Raw genomic sequence first — 18,708 nt, 5'->3', positions numbered from 1 at the left:
ATATGACGGACGCACAGACGACCGAGTCGGACGCCGAGCTGAGCGAGGAAACCGCCGAGCCGGTGACGAAGGTCGAGGACCTGGAGGAGCGGTTGGTCGCCGAAGGCGAGATCGCCGGCGACTACCTCGAGGAACTTCTGGACCTGCTGGACTTCGACGGAGACATCGATCTCGACGTCGAGGGAGACCGTGCAGTGGTGAGCATCGACGGCGGCGGTGACCTGAACAAGTTGGTCGGTCGCAAGGGCGAGGTGCTCGATGCCCTTCAGGAACTGACTCGGCTGGCCGTGCATCAGAAGACCGGGGAGCGTAGCCGGTTGATGCTCGACATCGCGCGGTGGCGTCGGCGTCGTCGGGACGAGCTGGCGGCGCTGGGCGACAAGGTTGCCCACCGTGTCCTGGAGTCCGGAGAGCGTGAGGAGCTCGCGCCCATGACACCGTTCGAACGCAAGATCGTGCACGACGCAGTGTCGGCGGTCGAGGGTGTACGCAGCGAGAGCGAGGGCGTTGAGCCGTCGCGCCGCGTCGTCGTTCTGCTTGGCTAGTTACAACGGTGTAGTTCATCAGCGGCCACGGTTGCCGCGGGAGTGCGGAGGATGTTTCACGTGAAACATGGCCCAGTCCCCGCGGCACCGGAGGCCGCTTTTCTGGTCCTCGGGGACCGACTTGGGACGGCCGAACGCTATGCGGCGATCCTCGCCGGCGCAGGCGTCGAGTGGGGTCTTCTGGGTCCGCGCGAAGTCGACCGCCTTTGGGAAAGACACATCCTTAATAGCTCCGCGCTCGGTGAACTCCTGAGCGCGGGCGAACGAGTCGCGGATATCGGTAGTGGTGCGGGACTGCCCGGGATACCGTTGGCGTTGGCCCGACCGGATGTCCGCGTCACGTTGGTCGAACCGCTTCTTCGGCGAAGTGAGTTCCTGCGTGCAGTGGTCGACGAACTCGAACTCGACATCGACGTCGTTCGGGGTCGGGCAGAAGATGCGGCGGTACGTGAACAAGCGGGGGAGTCGGACGTGGTGACATCGCGTGCCGTTGCCTCACTGGACAAGTTGACGCGATGGAGTATGCCGCTGCTGCGAGAGAACGGTCGGATGCTTGCCATCAAAGGGGAGCGAGCCGAAGCAGAGATTGAAGAGTTCCGGCGTGTGATGGCATCGCTCGGGGCAGTGGATGCCAGGGTAGTGAGATGTGGCGCGAACTATTTGAACCCACCCGTAACCGTCGTCGCCGCGCGGCGCGGATCGACGAAACGGGGGCGCGAAGGGCCGGCGGCCAAAGCCGGCCCGCGGGGGAGAACGAGCAGGAGATGACGATGAGTTCGGGTCCAAACGAAGTCCCAGGCGCGGGAAGCCGACCGGATGTTTCACGTGAAACGGTTTCACGTGAAACATGGACCGGCACGAACAACGCGCCCGCCAAACATCCGGCATGGTCGACGGATGTCAGCATGGACACCCCTATCGCGGCCGAAGCAGAACAGGCGACGCGAGTGCTGCATACCTCCCACGGCCAACTCCCGCGACCGGAGCGGCAGCGGGTATTCACCATCGCCAACCAGAAGGGCGGAGTCGGGAAGACGACGACTGCCGTAAATGTGGCGGCGGCGCTCGCCTTGCAGGGTCTACGAACTCTGGTGATCGATCTCGATCCACAGGGCAACGCCAGCACCGCGTTGAGCATCGAGCACCGGCCGGGCACTCCCTCGTCGTACGAGGTTCTCATCGGTGAGATCCCGGTCCATGAGGCGCTGCAACGGAGTCCACACAGCGACCGCCTCTACTGCATCCCCGCGACCATCGATCTGGCGGGCGCCGAGATTGAGCTGGTGAGCATGGTGGCGCGTGAGGGGCGACTGCGGTCGGCGCTCGCCGAACTCAAGAACCACAACTTCGATTACGTCTTCATCGATTGCCCGCCATCGCTGGGCTTGCTGACGATCAATGCTCTGGTGGCCGCCCCCGAGGTGCTGATCCCTATCCAGTGCGAGTACTACGCGCTGGAAGGTGTGGGGCAACTCTTGCGCAACATCGAGATGGTCAAGTCGCATCTCAACCCGGAGCTGTCGGTGTCGACGGTGATACTCACGATGTACGACGGGCGGACCAAGCTGGCCGATCAGGTGGCTGAGGATGTCCGGGAGCACTTCGGAGACAAAGTGCTCCGCACGGTGATCCCGCGGAGCGTGAAGGTCTCGGAAGCGCCCGGCTACGGCATGACCATCTTGGACTACGACCCCGGTTCACGTGGCGCGCTGAGTTACCTCGACGCAAGCCGGGAGCTTGCGGAGCGTGGTGCGCCGGATCGTGCGCAGTAACAGCATGAACGGCAGGCGCGATGGTGGGCAGCGGACGGCACCGATGAGTAGGAGACGAGTATGAATCAGCCGGCACGGAAACGGAGCGGCCTCGGCCGGGGACTGGCATCTCTCATTCCGACCGGTCCAACCGAAGACGGTGGCGACGGCATCAGCCCGAAGATGGGGGATACGGCGGCCGACGTTCTGCTCGGCGCGGCTCCGTCGTCGCCACCTCTGAACGGTGACGCCGCACCCGTCGACGGTGAAGCCGTCGGGGCCACGTACCGGGAGATCGATCCCGGCTCGATCGACCCGAACCCCCGTCAGCCCCGCCAGGTGTTCGACGAGGAGGCACTGAGCGAGCTCGTGCACTCCATCCGCGAGTTCGGTCTCATGCAACCGATCGTGGTGCGTGCGGTTCCGCGCGACGGCGAGACCCGATACCAACTTGTGATGGGGGAGCGGCGTTGGCGCGCCGCCCAGCAAGCTGGACTGACCGCCATCCCCGCGATCGTGCGGGACACTGCCGACGACAGCATGCTGCGGGATGCCTTGCTGGAGAACATTCATCGGGTGCAGCTCAACCCATTGGAAGAGGCGGCGGCCTACCAACAACTCCTCGACGAGTTCGGCGTCACCCACGATGAACTGGCCGCCCGCATCGGCCGGTCCCGGCCGTTGATCTCCAACATGATCCGGTTGTTGCGGTTGCCGATCGCGGTCCAGCGGCGGGTGGCGGCGGGAGTGCTGTCCGCCGGCCACGCCCGTGCGTTGTTGTCCTTGGAGGGCGGAGCCGAGCAGCAGGAGGAGCTCGCGGCCCGGATCGTCGCCGAAGGCCTGTCGGTGCGGGCGACGGAGGAAGCTGTCACGCTTGCCAATCGGGACGGTAAGACTGCGCCGACGCCACGCCGTAAGCCGATCCAGATGCCGGGGCTGCAGGACGTTGCCGAAAGGCTCTCGACGGCGTTCGACACTCGCGTCACCGTGAGTCTTGGCAAACGCAAAGGCAAGATCGTGGTGGAGTTCGGATCGGTCGACGACTTGCAGCGAATCGTCGACATGATGAGCGCCCAAGACCACTGAAAACCGGCGACCCACGACACGCGGTTGTTCCGTCACTGTGACACATCGGACTTTCAGTGCCGTCGGCACAGGCGGTCGCAGAGGTAAAACGCTTGTGCGCCATCGTTTTTCGTTCGAAAGGCGGCGTTCGATGAGAGTTCCACCGCAGACTGGGCCGTTGGCCCCACGCTCTCCTATCCTTGAGGGACAGTCGCACACGTCAACCACGTGTGGAACCCGGGGAGTCTAGTGTCAGCACGAATCACGCCGCTCCGGCTCGAGGGATTCGAGCAGTTGCCCAAGCATGCGCGCCGGTGCGTGTTCTGGGAGGTCGATCCGTCGACGCTGCACGGCGAGGATCATCTGACTGATCCGGAGTTCGAGAAAGAAGCCTGGCTGTCCATGGTGATGCTGGAGTGGGGTTCCTGCGGCCAGTTGGCGGTAGCGGTCTCACCTGACGACCGTGGTGGTTTCGACGATGACACCGCACGGCCGCTGACCGGTGACGAACCGTGCCTCGGCTATGCCTTCTACGCGCCACCGGGGGCGGTGCCGCGCGCCCGGCTGTTTCCCACGGCTCCCGTCAGCGCCGATGCGGTGCTGCTGACTTCCGTCAGGGTGGAATCGGCGCAGGGTACGGAAGGGTTGACGGGGAGTTTGCTTGCAGCTGTCGTGGGCGATCTCGTTCGGCGCGGTGTCCGCGCTCTCGAGGCATTCGCCTATACCCAGGCCGTGAGCGAGATGGGGGACGGCGGGTCAGTACCGCACGAACTGCTTCCGGTGCTGAAAGTGCTGGGGGACTGTTCGGTAGACCAGTGCATGCTCGACGCGGATTCCCTGCAGGACGTCGGATTCACTGTTGTGGCTCCGCATCCGTACTTTCCGCGGCTGCGGCTCGAACTCGACAAGGGTCTGGGCTGGAAGGCCGAGGTAGAGGCTGCGCTGGAGCGGTTGATCGAGAGCTCCCACCTCGAGCTGCCGGTCGGAGCCGGGTCGTTGTCGTGAAACCCGTTGGGCTGTAACGGCGATGCGTTAGATGGCTTCGGTCTATTCTCGCCAGATCAGCCGGCACCGCGTGTAGTGCTATTCGGGGTCGGACGGTGCCGGATGGACCGCCCGTGGAGCGGACAGTAGTACACACGCCCATCGAACTCGGCTAAGACGAGCAGACACTCGACATTGGTTGTGGCAAACGACGATTGAGGACAAACATCGCCAGGGACGACCGAAAGGGTTGGGGCACAGATGTGTCGGTGTGGGTTCGCTGCGCTCCGTCCACGTCTATGACGGTCAACGGTGGTTCATCGCCTCGATCGGCTTCGACTCGGCAATTCCCGCTTCACGATTCATTGTCGCTGCAGCCGGTGCGCGACTGGAGATGAAAGAGACTCGGACCCTTGGAAAGAGACCCGTGGGTGAGTGATGGCGCCAGGACCCCTGAATCAGGCGCCGCGGCCGGCCTGTTCGACTGAAAGCTCGTGGGCCAGCAGTTCGGCGAACGTGAAAGTTCCTGTGGGACGGTCGTTCTTGCCCAACAGGTACAGCCGCTTGACGGCGGCGAGGATGCCTTCGGCGAGGGCGTCACGGGTCTGGGTGGAGACCAGCAGCGAGCGGTCGCGAGGGTTGGTGATGTAGCCGACGTCGACCTGAACGGTCGGCATTCGGGTCAGCCGGAGCAGATCCCAGGTCCGGCCGTGGGTGCGACAGTCGCGTAAACCGGTGCGTGCCACCACTTCACGTTGAATGAAGTCGGCAAGATTCCGCCCGATGGTGGACACCGAACCGTGCGAGTTGCCGAAGTGGAACGACGCGACGCCATTGGCAGCCGGACTGCCCTGGGTGGCACAACGCAGGCTGATCATCAGATCGGCACCAACGGTGTTGGCGGTGCCGGCACGTTCGGAGTCGGACGGGCTGCGGTTGGCCGGCCGGGACGTGAAGGTGTCCATGCCGATGGCCGTCATGCGGCCCTCGAGTCGGCTTGCCAAGTCCCACAGGATGTCTGCTTCGCTTATCGGGCCGTCGGGTCCGTGCATGATGAGCCCGTGGTCGGCGCCGCCGCGGCCCGGATCGATGATCACGCGCTTGCCGGAAAGGCGCGGACCGGAACTGCGCACCAACTCTTCTTCACGGATCGCATGTGGCGACCCACCGGTCACCCGCGAGCCGAGGAAGTACAGCGAGCGCAGGGTTTCCGGACCGCAGATGCCGTCGGGGTACAGCCCGTACTCCCGTTGGTAGGAGGACAACGCGTTGTGGGTCTGCAGGCCGAAGTACCCATCCACCAGACCGGTGTAGAAGCCGAGATCCTGCAACCGCGCCTGCAGGGTTGCGACATCGTCCCCGTACATGGGCGCACCGAACTGGTGTGTGAGGGTGCGCGCCCCAAGGCGGTAGGAGGCCTCACGCAACGCGCGGTAGGTGGCCTCCCCGACGATGCCGTCGACCAGTAACCCGCGGTGCTGTTGAAACGCGCGGACGGCTTGGTCGAGTTCGTCGTCGAAGGCATCGAACGCCACATGGCGGCCGGTACTCAGATCGGCGTCGGGATTATCGATCAACCCGAGCGCCGCGAGCGCTGCCCGGATCTCGGTGACCGCACCGCCGCGATCACCGCGACGCAGACTCGACATACGGGCCCCTCCAGGCTGGTTTGCGGCACTGTGCCGGACTAGCTAGCCAGTATTGTCGCAGATTTCGACCCGATTCCGGAAAACGCCAGGCGGTTCCGGCGCCGGTCTAACCGAGCTCTAACTCGTCTTCTACAGTGCGTCGGCGAGCTCGCGGAGCAGGGCAGCTTTGCCTTTGGCACCGACGATGCGCTTGATCGGGGCACCATCCTTGAACAGGATCATTGTGGGGATTGACACAACCTGGAAGTCGCGTGCGGTGGCGGGGTTGGCGTCCACGTCGATCTTGGCGACGGTGAGTTCACCGGCCTTTTCGGCGGCGATCTCCTCGAGGACCGGGGCGACCATCTTGCACGGTCCGCACCAGGTCGCCCAGAAGTCCACCAGCACGGGGGTGGAACTGGTCAGGACGTCGTTGGAGAACGAATCGTCGGTGACCGCAACGGTTGCGCTTCCCTCACTCATGGGTGTATCTCCTGTCGGTTCGAAAACTATTGGGGGTCAAGCGTTCTCAGCGAGCCAGCGCTCGGCGTCGATCGATGCCGCACAGCCGCTGCCGGCCGCTGTGATGGCTTGCCGGTAGGTGTGGTCGACGAGATCACCGGCGGCGAAGACGCCTTCGAGCGACGTGTAGGTGGTGCGTCCGGCGACCTGCACGTAACCCGCGTCGTCGAGGTCGATCTGACCGCGCACCAACTCCGAGCGCGGATCATGGCCGACCGCGACGAACACCCCGGTGACGGCCAGCTTGGACTCCTCGCCGGTGACGGTGTCGCGCAGTCGCACACCGGTGACCTTCGGGTCGCCTTCGATCTCGGTGATCGCGGTGTTCGTCAGGAACGTGATCTTGTCGTTGGCGCGGGCGCGTTCCAGCATGATCTTCGACGCGCGGAACTCCTCGCGGCGGTGAATGAGGGTGACGCTGCGGGCGAAGCGGGTGAGGAAGGTGGCCTCCTCCATCGCCGAGTCACCGCCGCCGACGACCACGATGTCCTGGTCGCGGAAGAAGAACCCGTCACACGTCGCGCAGGTGCTCACGCCCATGCCGAGCAGGGTGTCCTCACCGGGGACGCCGAGATGGCGGGCAGCGGCGCCCATGGCGAGGATCACCGCGCGGGCCTGATGGGTTTCGTCACCGACCGTGACGGTCTTGACCGGACCCTCGAGCGCGACGGCGTCGACGTCCTCCATGCGCAGATCAGCGCCGAACCGCAGCGCCTGCTCGCGCATCTCTTCCATCAACTCCGGGCCGGTGATGCCCTCGCGGAAGCCGGGATAATTCTCCACCTCGGTGGTGGTCATCAGCGCGCCGCCGAACTGCGTGCCCTCGAACACCAGCGGCTTGAGCTGGGCGCGGGCGGCGTAGACGGCCGCGGTGTAGCCGGCGGGACCGGAACCGATGATGATGACGTCGTGGACCGTCGGTGAGGTGGTCATGTGGGCCTTTCTGCCGCGGATCTTGCTCGGCACGCAATGCAACGCCAGCCTACGGCGCGCTGTTCCCGATGTGGTCTGCGGCACGGACCGGGAGAGGTCATGGCCGGTGGACGACGGTTTCGGCCAGCCGTTCGGCGTGTGCGGAGTCACAGTCGGCAGCTACTACCAGTCCCACGACCGCGTCGCGAGTGTCTGCGGGTAGCAGAACCAGAACCCCACTGCGGCCGGCGACGTCGAGTGGCCGTGCGCCGAGGACGCGCACACCCGGGGGATAGCCAAGGGCTGACAGGCAGGCCGTCCGGCGGTTGGTATCGGACAGCGGACCAAGGTCGGGCGGGGCGGACAACAGACGCAGAATCTCCGGCTCGGACAGCCCGATGTCGGTCGCTCGAGGTGACACCGTGATCTGGCCGAGGCTCGTCATCGTCGACCGCGCCGGCTCGGGTGCCCGCAGCAGGGTGCTGACGCCCAGGCCGATGGCGAGCACGGCCGCGCACCCACCCGCGACGGCTGCGAACATCCGCCAGTGGGTGGGCGGTCGACGGCGCCCACGCTCAGCGGCCCGTAGCGCGCTGATCACGCGTGCGCTCACCTCTGGCGGCACCTCGGGCGCCGAGGCCGGGTCGGTGCCCAGCGCCGCAACGTCGCGGCGGACCTTGTCCAGCTCGGCCAGAATCGCCGCGGCCTCGGGTTCGGTGCGGACCCGGCGGCGCAGGCGGGCGGCTGTGGCGTCGTCGAGCAGCCCGGCCTGCAGATCGGCCAGCAGGTCAGGGGTGATCGGCTCGTCGCGCGTGCTGCCGTTCATCGCCCTCAAAATACTGCAGCGAGTGGGCCAGTTTGGCTCTGGCGCGGGCACACCGGCTCTTGATTGTGCCCTCGGCGACCCCGAGCAGCCGGGCCGTCTCGGCCACCGAGAAGCCCTGCATGTCGACGGCGACCACCGCGGCACGCTGCTCGACGGGCAGCTGCAGCAGGGCGCGTTCCACCACGATCGCGGTATCGACCCGCAGCGCGGGATCTCCTGCTGGATCGCGGACGTGACTGATCTTGCCCAGCTCGTCGTAGTGGGTGGCGCAAGGTTGCGTCTTCGCCCGCCGTAGCCGGTCCAGGCACGCGTTCACCACTATTCGGTACAGCCAACTGCTCACGGCCGAATCGAATCGGAACGATGCCGCGGTGCGGTGCGCCGAGAGCAGGGCGTCCTGCACGGCGTCATCTGCCTCGTCGTCGTGGCGGCTGGTCAGGTAGGCCAGCCGGCGCAGTTGGCGGTGGTGCCGGAGCACGAGTTCCTCGAAGGCGTAGCGATCCCCGGCGACGTGGGCGGCAAGCAATTCGGCATCGGAGCGCTCCGCTCCCGCGCCCTCACCCGCGAACCTGCCCACAAACCGAACCTAAAGGGTGCCGGAGGTGCCTTCGGACACTTGTTTGGCGCGCCGGACGTACCGCGTGGTCAGGTCACGGGTCGGGTTGGGGATGAATCCGTCAGGCCGCCGCTTTGATGGTGATCTCGGAGATGTCGCTGCGGCTCTTGCCGTCGACGGAGCCCAGCGTGGAGATCCACACCAGCACGTAAGAGGTCGGCTCCGCGCTCTCCACCGAGATGGTGTTCGATCCGCGCTTGAGCGGTGTCGCCGGAGTCAGCTCGGTGGTGTCCGACAGCGATGAGGGCGACGCATTCTCTGCCGAGCGGATCTGCACCGAGGTGCCCGTGCTGGTGATGTCGAGGGTGACCGCGCCGATCACCGTGGGCTCCGGCAGCTGCAGCAGCAGCCCGACGCCGTCCTTGAACCCGGGGAACGGGGCCGGGTCCGAATAGGTGTCGGTCGCCCACATGGTGCTGGTGCTGCCGTCGATCGCCAGGTCGGCCTGGCCCGGCGAATCGGCCTCGCCCTCGGGCGAAAACACCGTGGCGCGAACAGGTTTCACGGTGCCGCCGGTGTTCGTGGTGTCACCACCTTCGGTCTCGGTGGCACTGGTGGGCGCGTTCAGCCCGAGCTCGTCCTTGTCGAGCCCGCCGCCGACATCGCCGAAGATGCTGCTCAGGACCGATGCCATCACCACGAGCGCCACGACGATGATCGCGGCTCCCGCGCTCAGGCCGATGATCAGGGCCTTGCGGCGCCGGGCCTCCGCGGCGGCGCCCTCGTCACCGTCGCCGGCGCTCGCCAGCCTCGCGGCCGGCGGGGGTGGCGGCTCGTCGACCGAGTCGATCAGCTCTGTGCGGTCGGCGATCGCCGTGGCCTGCTGCAGCAGGTTCAGCAGTGTGGGAGCGCTGCGGATACCGCCGCCGGGCTGAACTGCCCGGGCGGCCGCAGCCGAGATCTGGAACGGGATGTCGCGGTCCACCGCACGCGGCTCGACGGGATTGCCCGCGGGGTCGAGGGCAGCCGGTTCCAGCCCGCTGCGCGAGCCCGACTCCGGCAAGGGCCAACGGTTGATCAGCAGGGCGTACAGCGCCGCGCCGATCCCGCGGATGTCGTCGTCGGGGGTGGCGTCCGGGAGCGTGGCCGGGAAGGCCAGCGCGACGTCACCCTCGATGCTGACCCGCACCCGACTGGGATGGTCGATCGACAACGACACTCCGGCCCGGTGTGCGGCTTCGGCCGCTGCGGCAAGTGACTGGATGGCCCGCGCTCCGCCGATCGGGGACGGTGAGGTGTCGGCGACTTCGGCGAGGGATCCGCCACGAATCCACTCCGAGACGATCAACCCGCCGGAGCCGCTGTGGGCCACATCGAGCACCCGGGCGATGCCGGGTACGTCGATCCGGCTAAGTTTGAGCGTGCGGGACAGGATGTCGGCGACTTCGGAGTCGGGCATCGACGCGTCGGGGTCGACGAAGGTCAGTGCCACCTGCCGATCAAGGGCGGTGTCGAGAGCCTGCCAGAACTGCAGATGAGGCGGCCCGCCGTGGAAAACCAGCAGCCGGTAGCGGCCGTCGGCGATCGTGGCGCCCGGTATCAGGTGGATGTCCTCGCCCGCGGTGGCCGATTCGAGAGCAGGCTCGCGGGGCGGGACGAACGAGATCGGTTCCCGGGTGGGGTCCCCGCCGTAGTCGGCGGGTGGGCGGCCGGAGTTCGGCAGGTTCACGGTGTCGTCGGTGGTCGGCGTGGCACCTGCGGGCACGTCGGGCTGGAAGTCGTCCGGGGCCGGACGCGGCAGCTTGGTTGTCGCAGTCCCTTCAAGTGCCGGGCCGCCCGCAGATTCGTCGGTCACCGGTGATCCTTTCCGCGTCCCCGCTCCGGCAACGGTGGCCGAAGCCCCATCCCAGGTGGCTGCCGGGGTTGGCGGCCACCGATGAGGAGAAGAATTCCTCTGATCAGGGTACGTGACCGGGCCGGGCCGATGCGGTCCGACGGGCGGCGAAATTGTTTGCAGGGCTACCTTTCGGGGTGCCGCAGCAGGGGGCTCTCGCCTGCGGTCGAGCCGGCGGCGCACCATCGCGACGGCGGATTGCGCCTCGGGAACCTTGGCCGCGATCAGTACTCCCGCGATGATCGGCACCATGATCACGCCGAGCGCCACAAGCCGTAGCAGCGAGCCCACGGGGCCCCAGTTGGTGGTCAACGACTCCAGTCCGAGCAGCTGATCGACCACTTGGGCCACCAGGCCCGCGAGCAGCGATGCGGTGATCGTCACCAGGATCGTGCGGATCACCGGCAGGCTGATCATCCGACCGTCGGGCGGATTCAGCGTGGCCCGCAGCAGCACATGGCCGACGATTGCTCCGGCCACGAAACCCAGGCCGTTGGCCATACCCAGATAGCCCGCCACCAGATCGGGATTGTCGGTGAGGTGCGGGGCCGCGATCGAACCCGCGACCTTGACCACCGTGATGACCACGACGACGAGGATCGGGGTCCATGGTTGTTCGCGCGCGTAGAACACCCGCAACTGCAGTAGCACCAGCGCGTAGGGGACCAGGGTGAATGCCGACAAGGTGATCGCCATGCCCAGATACCCGGCGGCGCTCTCGCTGAAGTTGCCGTATGCGAACAGCGCGCTGCCGATGGCAGGCCCGCCGACGGTCATCATCGCGACGATGGGGATGAGCGTGACCATGGTGAGCCGGGTGGCCAACGACAGGTCGTCCAGCACCGCGCGCTGGTTGTCGGCGGCGGCGTTGCGGCTCAGACGCGGCATCACCACGGTCAGCACGGTCACGCCGATGATCCCGAACGGCAGCTGCAGCACCAGCCACGTGTAGTTGTAGATGGCCGGCCCCGACGCCGCTGCGGTGCTGGCGATCTGGTTGCCGACGATCAGGCCGATCTGGCTGATGACGACGTAGAGCACCATCGCGACGGCCATGCCGCCGAACTTCTTGAGCCGGTTGTCGAGCCCCCACAGCGGCCGCAGGCTGACCCGCTCGGCCCGGATCGCCACCAGGAGCACCGCGGTCTGAGCCACCACACCCAGCGTGGTGCCGATGCCCAGGACCAACAGCTTGGCGTTGCCCATCTCGACCGGGTCGAGCGAAAGTTCGCCCGGGACAAGCATGTACACGCCCAGCGTGAGAATGGCGATGACGTTGTTGAGTACCGGCGCCCACGCCGGTGGACCGAACACGTTGCGGGTGTTCAGAATTGCCGCGAACACCGACGACAGCCCGTAGAACAGCACCTGCGGCAGCAACAGATAGGCGAATGCCACCGTCAGGGGATTGTTCACCTGCGGGTCGCTGCCCAGCATGACCCGCACCAGCAGGGGAGCGCCCGCCACCGACAGCACCGTGGTGACGATCAGCAACGTGGTGGCCAGCGTGACCAACCGCCGGACGAATGCGGTGCCACCGTCGACGTCGTCGCGTTCGGCCCGGGCCAGCACGGGCACGAAGATCGCCGTGAATGTGGCTTCCAGCACCAGTGCCGCCACCATGTTGGGCAGCTGATTGGCCACCGAGAACGAACTCAACAAGGCGTCGCCGAGGAGATACGCCAGCAGCGCCATGCGCAGGAACCCGGTGATCCGCGAGATCAGCGTCGCCAAGGCCATGCCCCAGGACCGCGACACCACAGCGGCATCGGACAGTTCGGGGCGTCCGGCCCTGCGGCGGGGTGCCGGGCCGCGGGGTATGCGTGCCGGCCCCAGTGGCCGCGTCGTCATCGTCGGCCGTCCGAAGGCGAATCGGCTTCCTCCCGGCTGAACGCCATGGCCACCTCGAGGGGATCGGGATCCTCGCCAGGGGGAATCAGATCGGCGCGGTCGGGTTGGCCGCGGAACCGGTGCCACAACCGGCGACCGGCCAGCAGGAACAGCACCGCACCGGCCGAGAGCGTGATGAAGAACAGCACCTTGCCGTAGGCGTTGGAATGCACTGACAATCGCACCGGCTCGCCGAGTGCCATCCCGGTGGCGGTTTGCAGCGAGACATCGACCGCCACCCGCTGGGTGAAGTGCACTTCGATGGGCACCCGCAGCGGCAGGTACCCGGGCGGCAGTTCGATTTCGCCCATGTCGGTCACGGTCATCCCCGGTGGGGCGTCGACCTGCAGCCGCACCCGGACCGGCACCGGCAGATCGTTGCGCAACGCCAACGGCAGCGGACTGCGCTCGGTGGCCAGGGTGTAGGCCCCGCCGGGGTTGACGACGGTGATCGCACCGAACATGTCGTTGACGCTGCCGGTCACGGTATCGAGCCTGCGCTGGGCCAATCCGTTGCGAACCTCGGGCGGCACCGACTGGCTCAGCGCTCGCAGCATGTCCTCGCGCAGTGGGGCGGTGTACTGCGCGCCGGTCAGCCCGGTGCGCTCGTCGGTGGTCAGCGCGCCGGTCAGTCCCCACAGCCGGCCGGTGACCGCGGCGATCCCGCGGGTGATGCCGTCGTCGATGCGGCTGTTCGGATTGCCCAGATCCGCGGCGGGCAGCGGCTGTACGGGTTCGGCGGGCAGCGCGTTGCCCTCGGCGATCACCGCGGTCAGCGGCCGTGGCACCGCCAGCCCCGCGTGGATCGTGGTGGCCACCGACGTGAGGATGGCCTGCGCATCGTCGGGGTGCAGGCTCCACACCAGCGGCGGCATCAGGACCTGGGTGCGCGGTTGGGCCTCGGGAGTCAGCCCGCGCCACAGCAGCGCCCCCAGCGCATCCTGGCGTCGCGCGGTGAGGGAGTCGTTCCGGACCGGGATGTCCAGCGACGGGTCAAGGTACGACGGCGCCACCGGATCGGTGCCCGCGCCGGCAAGTGCGGCGCCGACAGCGGGATCGAAGCCGGCCGACACCACGTGGGGGTTGTAGCGCAAGGGCACGACGTCGGCGGTGCCCGGCGCGCCTGGCGCGGCATCCTGCGCGGCGGCGATGGCGACGGTCTGGCCGTGCGCGGCGAGCAGGTCCACGGCGGGCCCGGTCAGCGCGCCGTCGGCGACGATGCTGGCGCCCCGGGTAGAGGCGATGCCCAGAATCTGGTCGACGATGTCGCCGGCCCCGTTTGTGGCGATCGCGCCGAGGCCCGGATCGCCGACGCGGTGCAACGCGGCCAGATCGGCCTGGGCGTAGGTGGTGGGTGTGACGCACATGCGATGAGCCAGCGTCCGCAACCGGTTCAGCCAGGCCACGGCGGCCTCTTGGCCGGTGCCTGGGCGGGTGGGGGTGGCCCGGCCTGCGTCGGGCCCGTCGTTGACGACGTAGCCGGCGGTCATCGCGTTGACGGTGACGAGCAGGTCCGGATCCACCGCGAGGCACAGTGCGGCGCGCACCTGTCCCGACTCGTCGACGGTCGGGCCGGTGGCGAAGTCGACCGCTGACAGCAGCGTGTCCAGGCGGCCGCCGGGGGCCAGCGAAGCGGCCAGATCGTCGTCGATGAGCCGGACGGGGGTGGTGCCGCCGGGGGCGCCGGCGGCCAGCCTCGGCCGATCCGCCAGCGGCCACAACATGGTCAGCTGAACCGGATTGGACGTGTCGGGCGGCACCACTGCATTGAGGGTTTCGGCCGCTGACCCCGTCGCGCTCGCCTGGTCGGGAGGAACCCCGAGCACCGGCAGGAGAAAACGGGCGTCGTCGAGGCGTGCGGGTGCCCCGTAGTCGGGTGTGCCGTTGACGTTGACGAGCAGCGGGTAGACGCCGGGGTGTTCGACGTGCAGGGACGGCCCGTCGCTGCCGCGCAGGGGATAGGACAGCGTGAATCCAACGGCCTGGCCGCGCTGCATCTCAGGGGCCACGGTCACGAAATCGGCGACCGGTTCGAACTGGTCCAGGTTGCCGCTGAGGTCGGTGCGCAGTTCGGTCGACGACGTCACGGCCTGCGAATGCTCCATGCGGATCACCACGTCGCGCACCGGTCGGTCACCGACATTTAGTACGACCCCGCTGACGGTCAGGACCGATTCACTGGTGGTCGTCACGACATCGGGGGAGACCCGGTCGATGCGGATCTGCAGGAAGGGTGTTGCCCCTGGCTCACCGGCGGCGGCGCGAGGCGGCACGGTCCCGGACAGCGCCACAAACAGCGACAACAACGCGGCGACCAGCACCACCCGCGCCACCGTTGACAGCTGACGCGCCGCCGCGGCGGCCATCACGGCCCCTGTCCGCATCCGTTCGTGCGCCGGCGGGCCTGGGACTGAGCGGAGTCGTCGCGGCGGTGATTGCGGGTGTGGGAGTGCGTCTGAGCGCGCCGCCGCGGCGCGCTGCGCGGCAGCGGTGGCAACGCTGCGGGGCCATCGGTGTGCAGCCTGTCGATCAGCTCGCCGGCCACCTCGGCCAGCCTGCGCTCGTCGGCGTAGGCCAGTCGCGACGGCAGCTCGCGGAGCGGAACCCAGGCGACTTCGGTCACTTCGACGTCGTCGTCGGACAGCTCACCGCCGAGAAAGCGCATGAGGTAGTGATGCACGGTTTTGTGTACCCGGCGGCCTTCGGTGACGAACCAGTAGTCGATGCTGCCCAGCGCCGCCAGCACGCTGCCCTGGATCCCGGTCTCTTCGGCGACTTCCCGGATGGCGGTCTGCTCCGCGGTTTCGCCGAGTTCGATGTGGCCCTTGGGCAACGACCACAGCATGCGGCCACGCCGGTCGACCCGGCCGATGAGTGCTGCCAGCGCGGTGTCCTTGGGACCGTCGATTCCGTCGATGACCAGCCCACCGGCAGAGGTTTCGTGGACCGTGCGCAGCCTCTCGGGCGGGCGGCGCGGCCGCGCCTTGCGCTGCTTGGACTGGTCCTTGGGGGTGGGAACGGCGGCGGGGGCGCTCACTTTATCGGGGGGAGGTTCGCTGGGCTGCCCGGTGTGGTGCTCGGCACCGGGGACCGGCGGTCCGGCGGCCCGTTGCGCACGGCGTTGACCACGACGCCGACCCCGGCGCCGTCGTGGTTTGGCCTGTTCGCCGTCCGACACCCAAGCGATAGTAGCTGCCACGCGGGTCGGCTCCTGCCACACTCGCCGGTAGTGACCGCACTGCGCACATTAGGCTCATCGAACGTGTCCGAAGCTGCTGCTGCTGATGCCGAACTGCTGGCCGGTGCGTTTGTCGCGTTGAACCGCCGCGCCGAGGTGCTGCGCGGGCTCGGCGCGGTGTTCGCTGCGGCGGGTCACGAGCTGTATCTCGTCGGGGGCAGTGTGCGCGATGCGCTGCTGGGCCGGCTGACCGATCAAGGCGATCTGGACTTCACCACCGACGCCCGGCCCGAGCAGATGCAGCGGATCCTGCGCCCCTGGGCAGACGCGCTGTGGGATACCGGCATCCAGTTCGGCACCATCGGCGTCGGCAAGGGTGCTCATCGCCTGGAGATCACCACCTTCCGTGCCGACAGCTACGACCAGGTGTCGCGCAATCCGCAGGTGGTGTTCGGTGAGCGCCTCGAGGATGATCTGGTGCGCCGCGACTTCACCGTCAACGCCATGGCGGTGCGGATCACGGCCGACGGTTTGGGCGAATTCCATGATCCGCTAGGCGGTTTGGCGGCCATGCGCGAGAAGGTGCTCGACACACCGTCGGCGCCGGAGGTGTCTTTCGGCGATGATCCGCTGCGGATGCTGCGGGCGGCCAGGTTTGTCTCACAGCTCGGGTTCAGCGTGGCGCCGCGGGTGCTCGAGGCGCTGTTGGAGATGGCCCCGCAATTGGGCCGGATCACCGCCGAGCGGGTGGCGGCCGAACTGGACAAGCTGCTGCTGGGCGCCGACCCGGTGGCGGGCATCGATTTGATGGTGCAGACCGGGCTGGGTGCCGTGGTGTTGCCTGAGGTCGGCGAGATGCGGATGGCCATCGACGAACACCACCAGCACAAGGACGTGTACTGGCATTCGCTGACGGTGCTTCGCCAGGCCATGGACCTGGAGGAACCGGCGGGGCAGGAGCGAAGCGACTCGGGGGAGGAAACGGGCGGTCCCGACCTCGTGCTGCGCTGGGCCGCGCTGCTGCATGACATCGGCAAGCCCGATACGCGTAAGCACGAGTCCGACGGCGGGGTGAGCTTCCACCATCACGAGGTGGTCGGCGCGAAGATGGCCCGTAGGCGGTTGCGGGCGCTGAAGTACTCCAAACAGATGGTCGAGGACGTTTCCCAGTTGGTGTACCTGCATTTGCGGTTCCACGGATACGGGGACGGCAAGTGGACCGACTCGGCGGTGCGCCGCTACGTCGCCGACGCCGGGCCGCTGCTGAGCCGGTTGCACAAGCTGGTCCGCGCCGACTGCACGACCCGCAACAAGCGCCGCGCCGCCCGCCTGCAGGCCAATTACGACGACCTGGAGAAGCGGATCGCCGAACTCGCGGCCAAAGAGGACCTGCAGCGGGTCAGGCCGGACCTGGACGGCAACGAGATCATGGAGATCCTCGGTGTCCCGGCAGGCCCGCAGATCGGCGAGGCCTGGCGCTACCTCAAGGAGTTGCGCCTGGAGCGCGGACCGCTGAGCCGTGAAGAGGCGATCGACGAATTGTTGAAGTGGTGGAACGCCAGGGGCTGATCGTGCGTCTGATCAGTCATGGACTACTGCTTGGGTGATCCGGACGGCGCGGCGACCATGTGGTCGGGAGAGCCCGCGATCGATACCGATGGCGACGGCACGCCCGATGGCGTCGGCCTTGATCTCGATGGCGACGGCCGGATCGACGATGTGATGGCCGACCTCGACGGTGACGGCGTGGCCGAGCACGCGGTGCGTGACCTCGACGACGACGATCGGGCCGAAAGTTACTTCACCGACGACGGATTCGGCACCTGGGCGGTGAGCGTGGACCGGTCCGGGCAGGTGCGGTGGTTCGGGCTGGACGGGGTGGAACACACCGGTGGACCGCTCGTCGATTTCGACGCAGACGGCGCGGCCGACGACCGCTTGCTCGACGCCGACGGGAACGGCCTGGCCGACCGGGCGCTTGTCGGCGATCTCGCTCACGTCGACACCGATGGGGACGGCCGGTGGGACCTCAAGCTCACCGACACCGACGGCGACGGCCGCGCCGACTCGGTCACCTAGTTTCGCCGAGCGTGCGGGTCTGCCGGCCGACACGCCGTCAAACCCCGGCAGTTTGCGCACCCTCGCGCCGCACGAGCGTGCGCTCAACCCCGCCCGGCGCCCGGTGGCCCAGCGAACGCCTGCGCAATCGTCAACCATCTCGCGGCGTCGGCACCGGAAGCCGTCACGTCCAACTCGGACGGCGCGCGGCGCTGGGTGACCAGCATGCAGAAGTCCTCGGCAGATCCCGTCACCCGCTGCGCGGCATCCTCGGGACCCCACTCCCAAATAGACCCGTCTGGGGCACGCAACTCGACGCGGAACGCCTCGGCGGGTGCGGTCAAACCGTTGACGGCATAAGCGAAATCGCGGGTGCGCACGCCGATGTGGGCGATGGAGCGCAGCCGCGCGGTGGCCGGACGCCGCACCCCGAGCGCGTCGGAGACATCCAGACCATGCGCCCAGGTCTCCATCATCCGGGCGGTGGCCATCGACGCCGCGCTCATCGGCGGCCCGAACCACGGCAGTTTGCGCCCCTCGGCGACGCCCACCAGCTCGTCGTGCAACCGCGTGCGGGTCTTGCGCCAGTCGGCCAGCAGTTGATCCGGCGGGGTGAGCGCGAGCTCCTCGGCGCCGGCGTCGACGAACCCGGTCGGGTCGGTCATCGCGTCGGCCAGCACGTCGTTGAAACCCGGCTCGTCGGTGATCGCGATCAGCGATACGCGGTCGGTCCACAACAGGTGGGCGATCTGGTGGGCGATGGTCCAGCCCGGCGCCGGCGTGGCCGTCGCCCAGCCCGGCTCTGCGCGTCCCGCGGGCAGGTCGGCCACAAGCGCGTCGAGTTCGTCGCTCTCGGCACGCAAGTCGGCCACGATGTTCTCGGCTGTCGACATGCCGGA

The 18,708-nt window shown here is 67.7% G+C and carries 16 protein-coding genes; 7 read left to right on the top strand and 9 right to left on the bottom strand.

Annotation, left to right across the window (positions count from 1 at the left end; genetic code table 11):
* Positions 1-2: 2 nt before the first annotated feature.
* From ABQF30_RS14105 to ABQF30_RS14085, 5 genes are all read left to right on the top strand, one after another.
* Complete coding sequence (locus tag ABQF30_RS14105; protein WP_448464632.1) at positions 3-545, top strand: Jag family protein; 543 nt, start codon at positions 3-5, stop codon at positions 543-545.
* 60 nt (positions 546-605) lie between these two features.
* The gene (rsmG, locus tag ABQF30_RS14100; RefSeq protein ID WP_448464630.1) at positions 606-1,313 is read left to right on the top strand and encodes a 16S rRNA (guanine(527)-N(7))-methyltransferase RsmG; all 708 of its coding nucleotides are present in this window, start codon (positions 606-608) and stop codon (positions 1,311-1,313) included.
* Between the two features lie 2 nt (positions 1,314-1,315).
* Positions 1,316-2,317, top strand: coding sequence for a ParA family protein (locus ABQF30_RS14095; RefSeq protein ID WP_448464628.1), 1,002 nt, complete (start codon positions 1,316-1,318; stop codon positions 2,315-2,317).
* Positions 2,318-2,377: 60 nt separating this feature from the next.
* A complete protein-coding gene (locus ABQF30_RS14090) occupies positions 2,378-3,382 on the top strand; it encodes a ParB/RepB/Spo0J family partition protein (protein ID WP_448464626.1) in 1,005 nt (334 codons plus the stop codon).
* Positions 3,383-3,610: 228 nt separating this feature from the next.
* Complete coding sequence (locus ABQF30_RS14085; RefSeq protein ID WP_448464624.1) at positions 3,611-4,366, top strand: acetyltransferase; 756 nt, start codon at positions 3,611-3,613, stop codon at positions 4,364-4,366.
* A gap of 437 nt (positions 4,367-4,803) precedes the next feature.
* On the opposite strand, the gene ABQF30_RS14080 is transcribed toward ABQF30_RS14085, so the two are convergent.
* The 8 genes from ABQF30_RS14080 to ABQF30_RS14045 form a co-directional block, all read right to left on the bottom strand.
* Positions 4,804-5,994 carry an N-acetylmuramoyl-L-alanine amidase gene (locus ABQF30_RS14080; RefSeq protein WP_448464622.1) on the bottom strand — a complete coding sequence of 397 codons (1,191 nt, stop codon included), beginning with the start codon at positions 5,992-5,994 and terminating at the stop codon, positions 4,804-4,806.
* 129 nt (positions 5,995-6,123) lie between these two features.
* Positions 6,124-6,456, bottom strand: coding sequence for a thioredoxin (gene trxA / locus ABQF30_RS14075; RefSeq protein WP_448464620.1), 333 nt, complete (start codon positions 6,454-6,456; stop codon positions 6,124-6,126).
* A gap of 36 nt (positions 6,457-6,492) precedes the next feature.
* Positions 6,493-7,428: a thioredoxin-disulfide reductase gene (gene trxB, locus ABQF30_RS14070; protein WP_448464618.1), complete on the bottom strand. Its 936-nt coding sequence runs from the start codon at positions 7,426-7,428 to the stop codon at positions 6,493-6,495.
* Between the two features lie 97 nt (positions 7,429-7,525).
* Entirely contained in the window at positions 7,526-8,233 is a 708-nt protein-coding gene (locus tag ABQF30_RS14065; RefSeq protein WP_448464616.1) for an anti-sigma factor family protein, read from the bottom strand.
* Positions 8,196-8,810: an RNA polymerase sigma factor SigM gene (sigM, locus tag ABQF30_RS14060; protein ID WP_448464614.1), complete on the bottom strand. Its 615-nt coding sequence runs from the start codon at positions 8,808-8,810 to the stop codon at positions 8,196-8,198. The genes ABQF30_RS14065 and sigM overlap by 38 nt, the downstream gene beginning before the upstream one ends.
* A gap of 100 nt (positions 8,811-8,910) precedes the next feature.
* On the bottom strand, positions 8,911-12,534 hold the full coding sequence (murJ, locus tag ABQF30_RS14055; protein WP_448464612.1) for a murein biosynthesis integral membrane protein MurJ: 3,624 nt from the start codon (positions 12,532-12,534) through the stop codon (positions 8,911-8,913).
* Positions 12,531-14,957 carry a DUF6049 family protein gene (locus tag ABQF30_RS14050; protein ID WP_448464610.1) on the bottom strand — a complete coding sequence of 809 codons (2,427 nt, stop codon included), beginning with the start codon at positions 14,955-14,957 and terminating at the stop codon, positions 12,531-12,533. The genes murJ and ABQF30_RS14050 overlap by 4 nt, the downstream gene beginning before the upstream one ends.
* A complete protein-coding gene (locus tag ABQF30_RS14045; protein ID WP_448464608.1) occupies positions 14,939-15,751 on the bottom strand; it encodes an NUDIX hydrolase in 813 nt (270 codons plus the stop codon). Before ABQF30_RS14045 ends, ABQF30_RS14050 begins: the two co-directional genes overlap by 19 nt.
* Positions 15,752-15,835: 84 nt before the next feature.
* Here ABQF30_RS14045 and ABQF30_RS14040 point away from each other — a divergent pair, with 84 nt between their 5' ends.
* Both ABQF30_RS14040 and ABQF30_RS14035 read left to right on the top strand, forming a co-directional pair.
* Positions 15,836-17,320, top strand: coding sequence for a CCA tRNA nucleotidyltransferase (locus ABQF30_RS14040; RefSeq protein WP_448464606.1), 1,485 nt, complete (start codon positions 15,836-15,838; stop codon positions 17,318-17,320).
* An 18-nt stretch (positions 17,321-17,338) separates the two neighbouring features.
* Complete coding sequence (locus tag ABQF30_RS14035; RefSeq protein ID WP_448464604.1) at positions 17,339-17,830, top strand: pullulanase; 492 nt, start codon at positions 17,339-17,341, stop codon at positions 17,828-17,830.
* Positions 17,831-17,913: 83 nt separating this feature from the next.
* Here ABQF30_RS14035 and ABQF30_RS14030 read toward each other — a convergent pair whose 3' ends face one another.
* On the bottom strand, positions 17,914-18,702 hold the full coding sequence (locus ABQF30_RS14030; RefSeq protein WP_448464602.1) for a TIGR03084 family metal-binding protein: 789 nt from the start codon (positions 18,700-18,702) through the stop codon (positions 17,914-17,916).
* Between the last annotated feature and the right edge of the window lie 6 nt (positions 18,703-18,708).

This window comes from Mycolicibacterium sp. XJ870, assembly GCF_053483975.1.
This window is presented reverse-complemented; position numbering and strand designations above follow the sequence as displayed.

Coding starts and splice junctions, on each gene's coding strand:
- ABQF30_RS14105 (WP_448464632.1), top strand. CDS start 3: ATGACGGACGCACAGACGACCGAGTCGGACGCCGAGCTGAGCGAGGAA.
- ABQF30_RS14095 (WP_448464628.1), top strand. CDS start 1,316: ATGAGTTCGGGTCCAAACGAAGTCCCAGGCGCGGGAAGCCGACCGGAT.
- ABQF30_RS14090 (WP_448464626.1), top strand. CDS start 2,378: ATGAATCAGCCGGCACGGAAACGGAGCGGCCTCGGCCGGGGACTGGCA.
- ABQF30_RS14080 (WP_448464622.1), bottom strand. CDS start 5,994: ATGTCGAGTCTGCGTCGCGGTGATCGCGGCGGTGCGGTCACCGAGATC.
- trxA (WP_448464620.1), bottom strand. CDS start 6,456: ATGAGTGAGGGAAGCGCAACCGTTGCGGTCACCGACGATTCGTTCTCC.
- trxB (WP_448464618.1), bottom strand. CDS start 7,428: ATGACCACCTCACCGACGGTCCACGACGTCATCATCATCGGTTCCGGT.
- ABQF30_RS14065 (WP_448464616.1), bottom strand. CDS start 8,233: ATGAACGGCAGCACGCGCGACGAGCCGATCACCCCTGACCTGCTGGCC.
- murJ (WP_448464612.1), bottom strand. CDS start 12,534: ATGACGACGCGGCCACTGGGGCCGGCACGCATACCCCGCGGCCCGGCA.
- ABQF30_RS14050 (WP_448464610.1), bottom strand. CDS start 14,957: ATGCGGACAGGGGCCGTGATGGCCGCCGCGGCGGCGCGTCAGCTGTCA.
- ABQF30_RS14035 (WP_448464604.1), top strand. CDS start 17,339: ATGGACTACTGCTTGGGTGATCCGGACGGCGCGGCGACCATGTGGTCG.
- ABQF30_RS14030 (WP_448464602.1), bottom strand. CDS start 18,702: ATGTCGACAGCCGAGAACATCGTGGCCGACTTGCGTGCCGAGAGCGAC.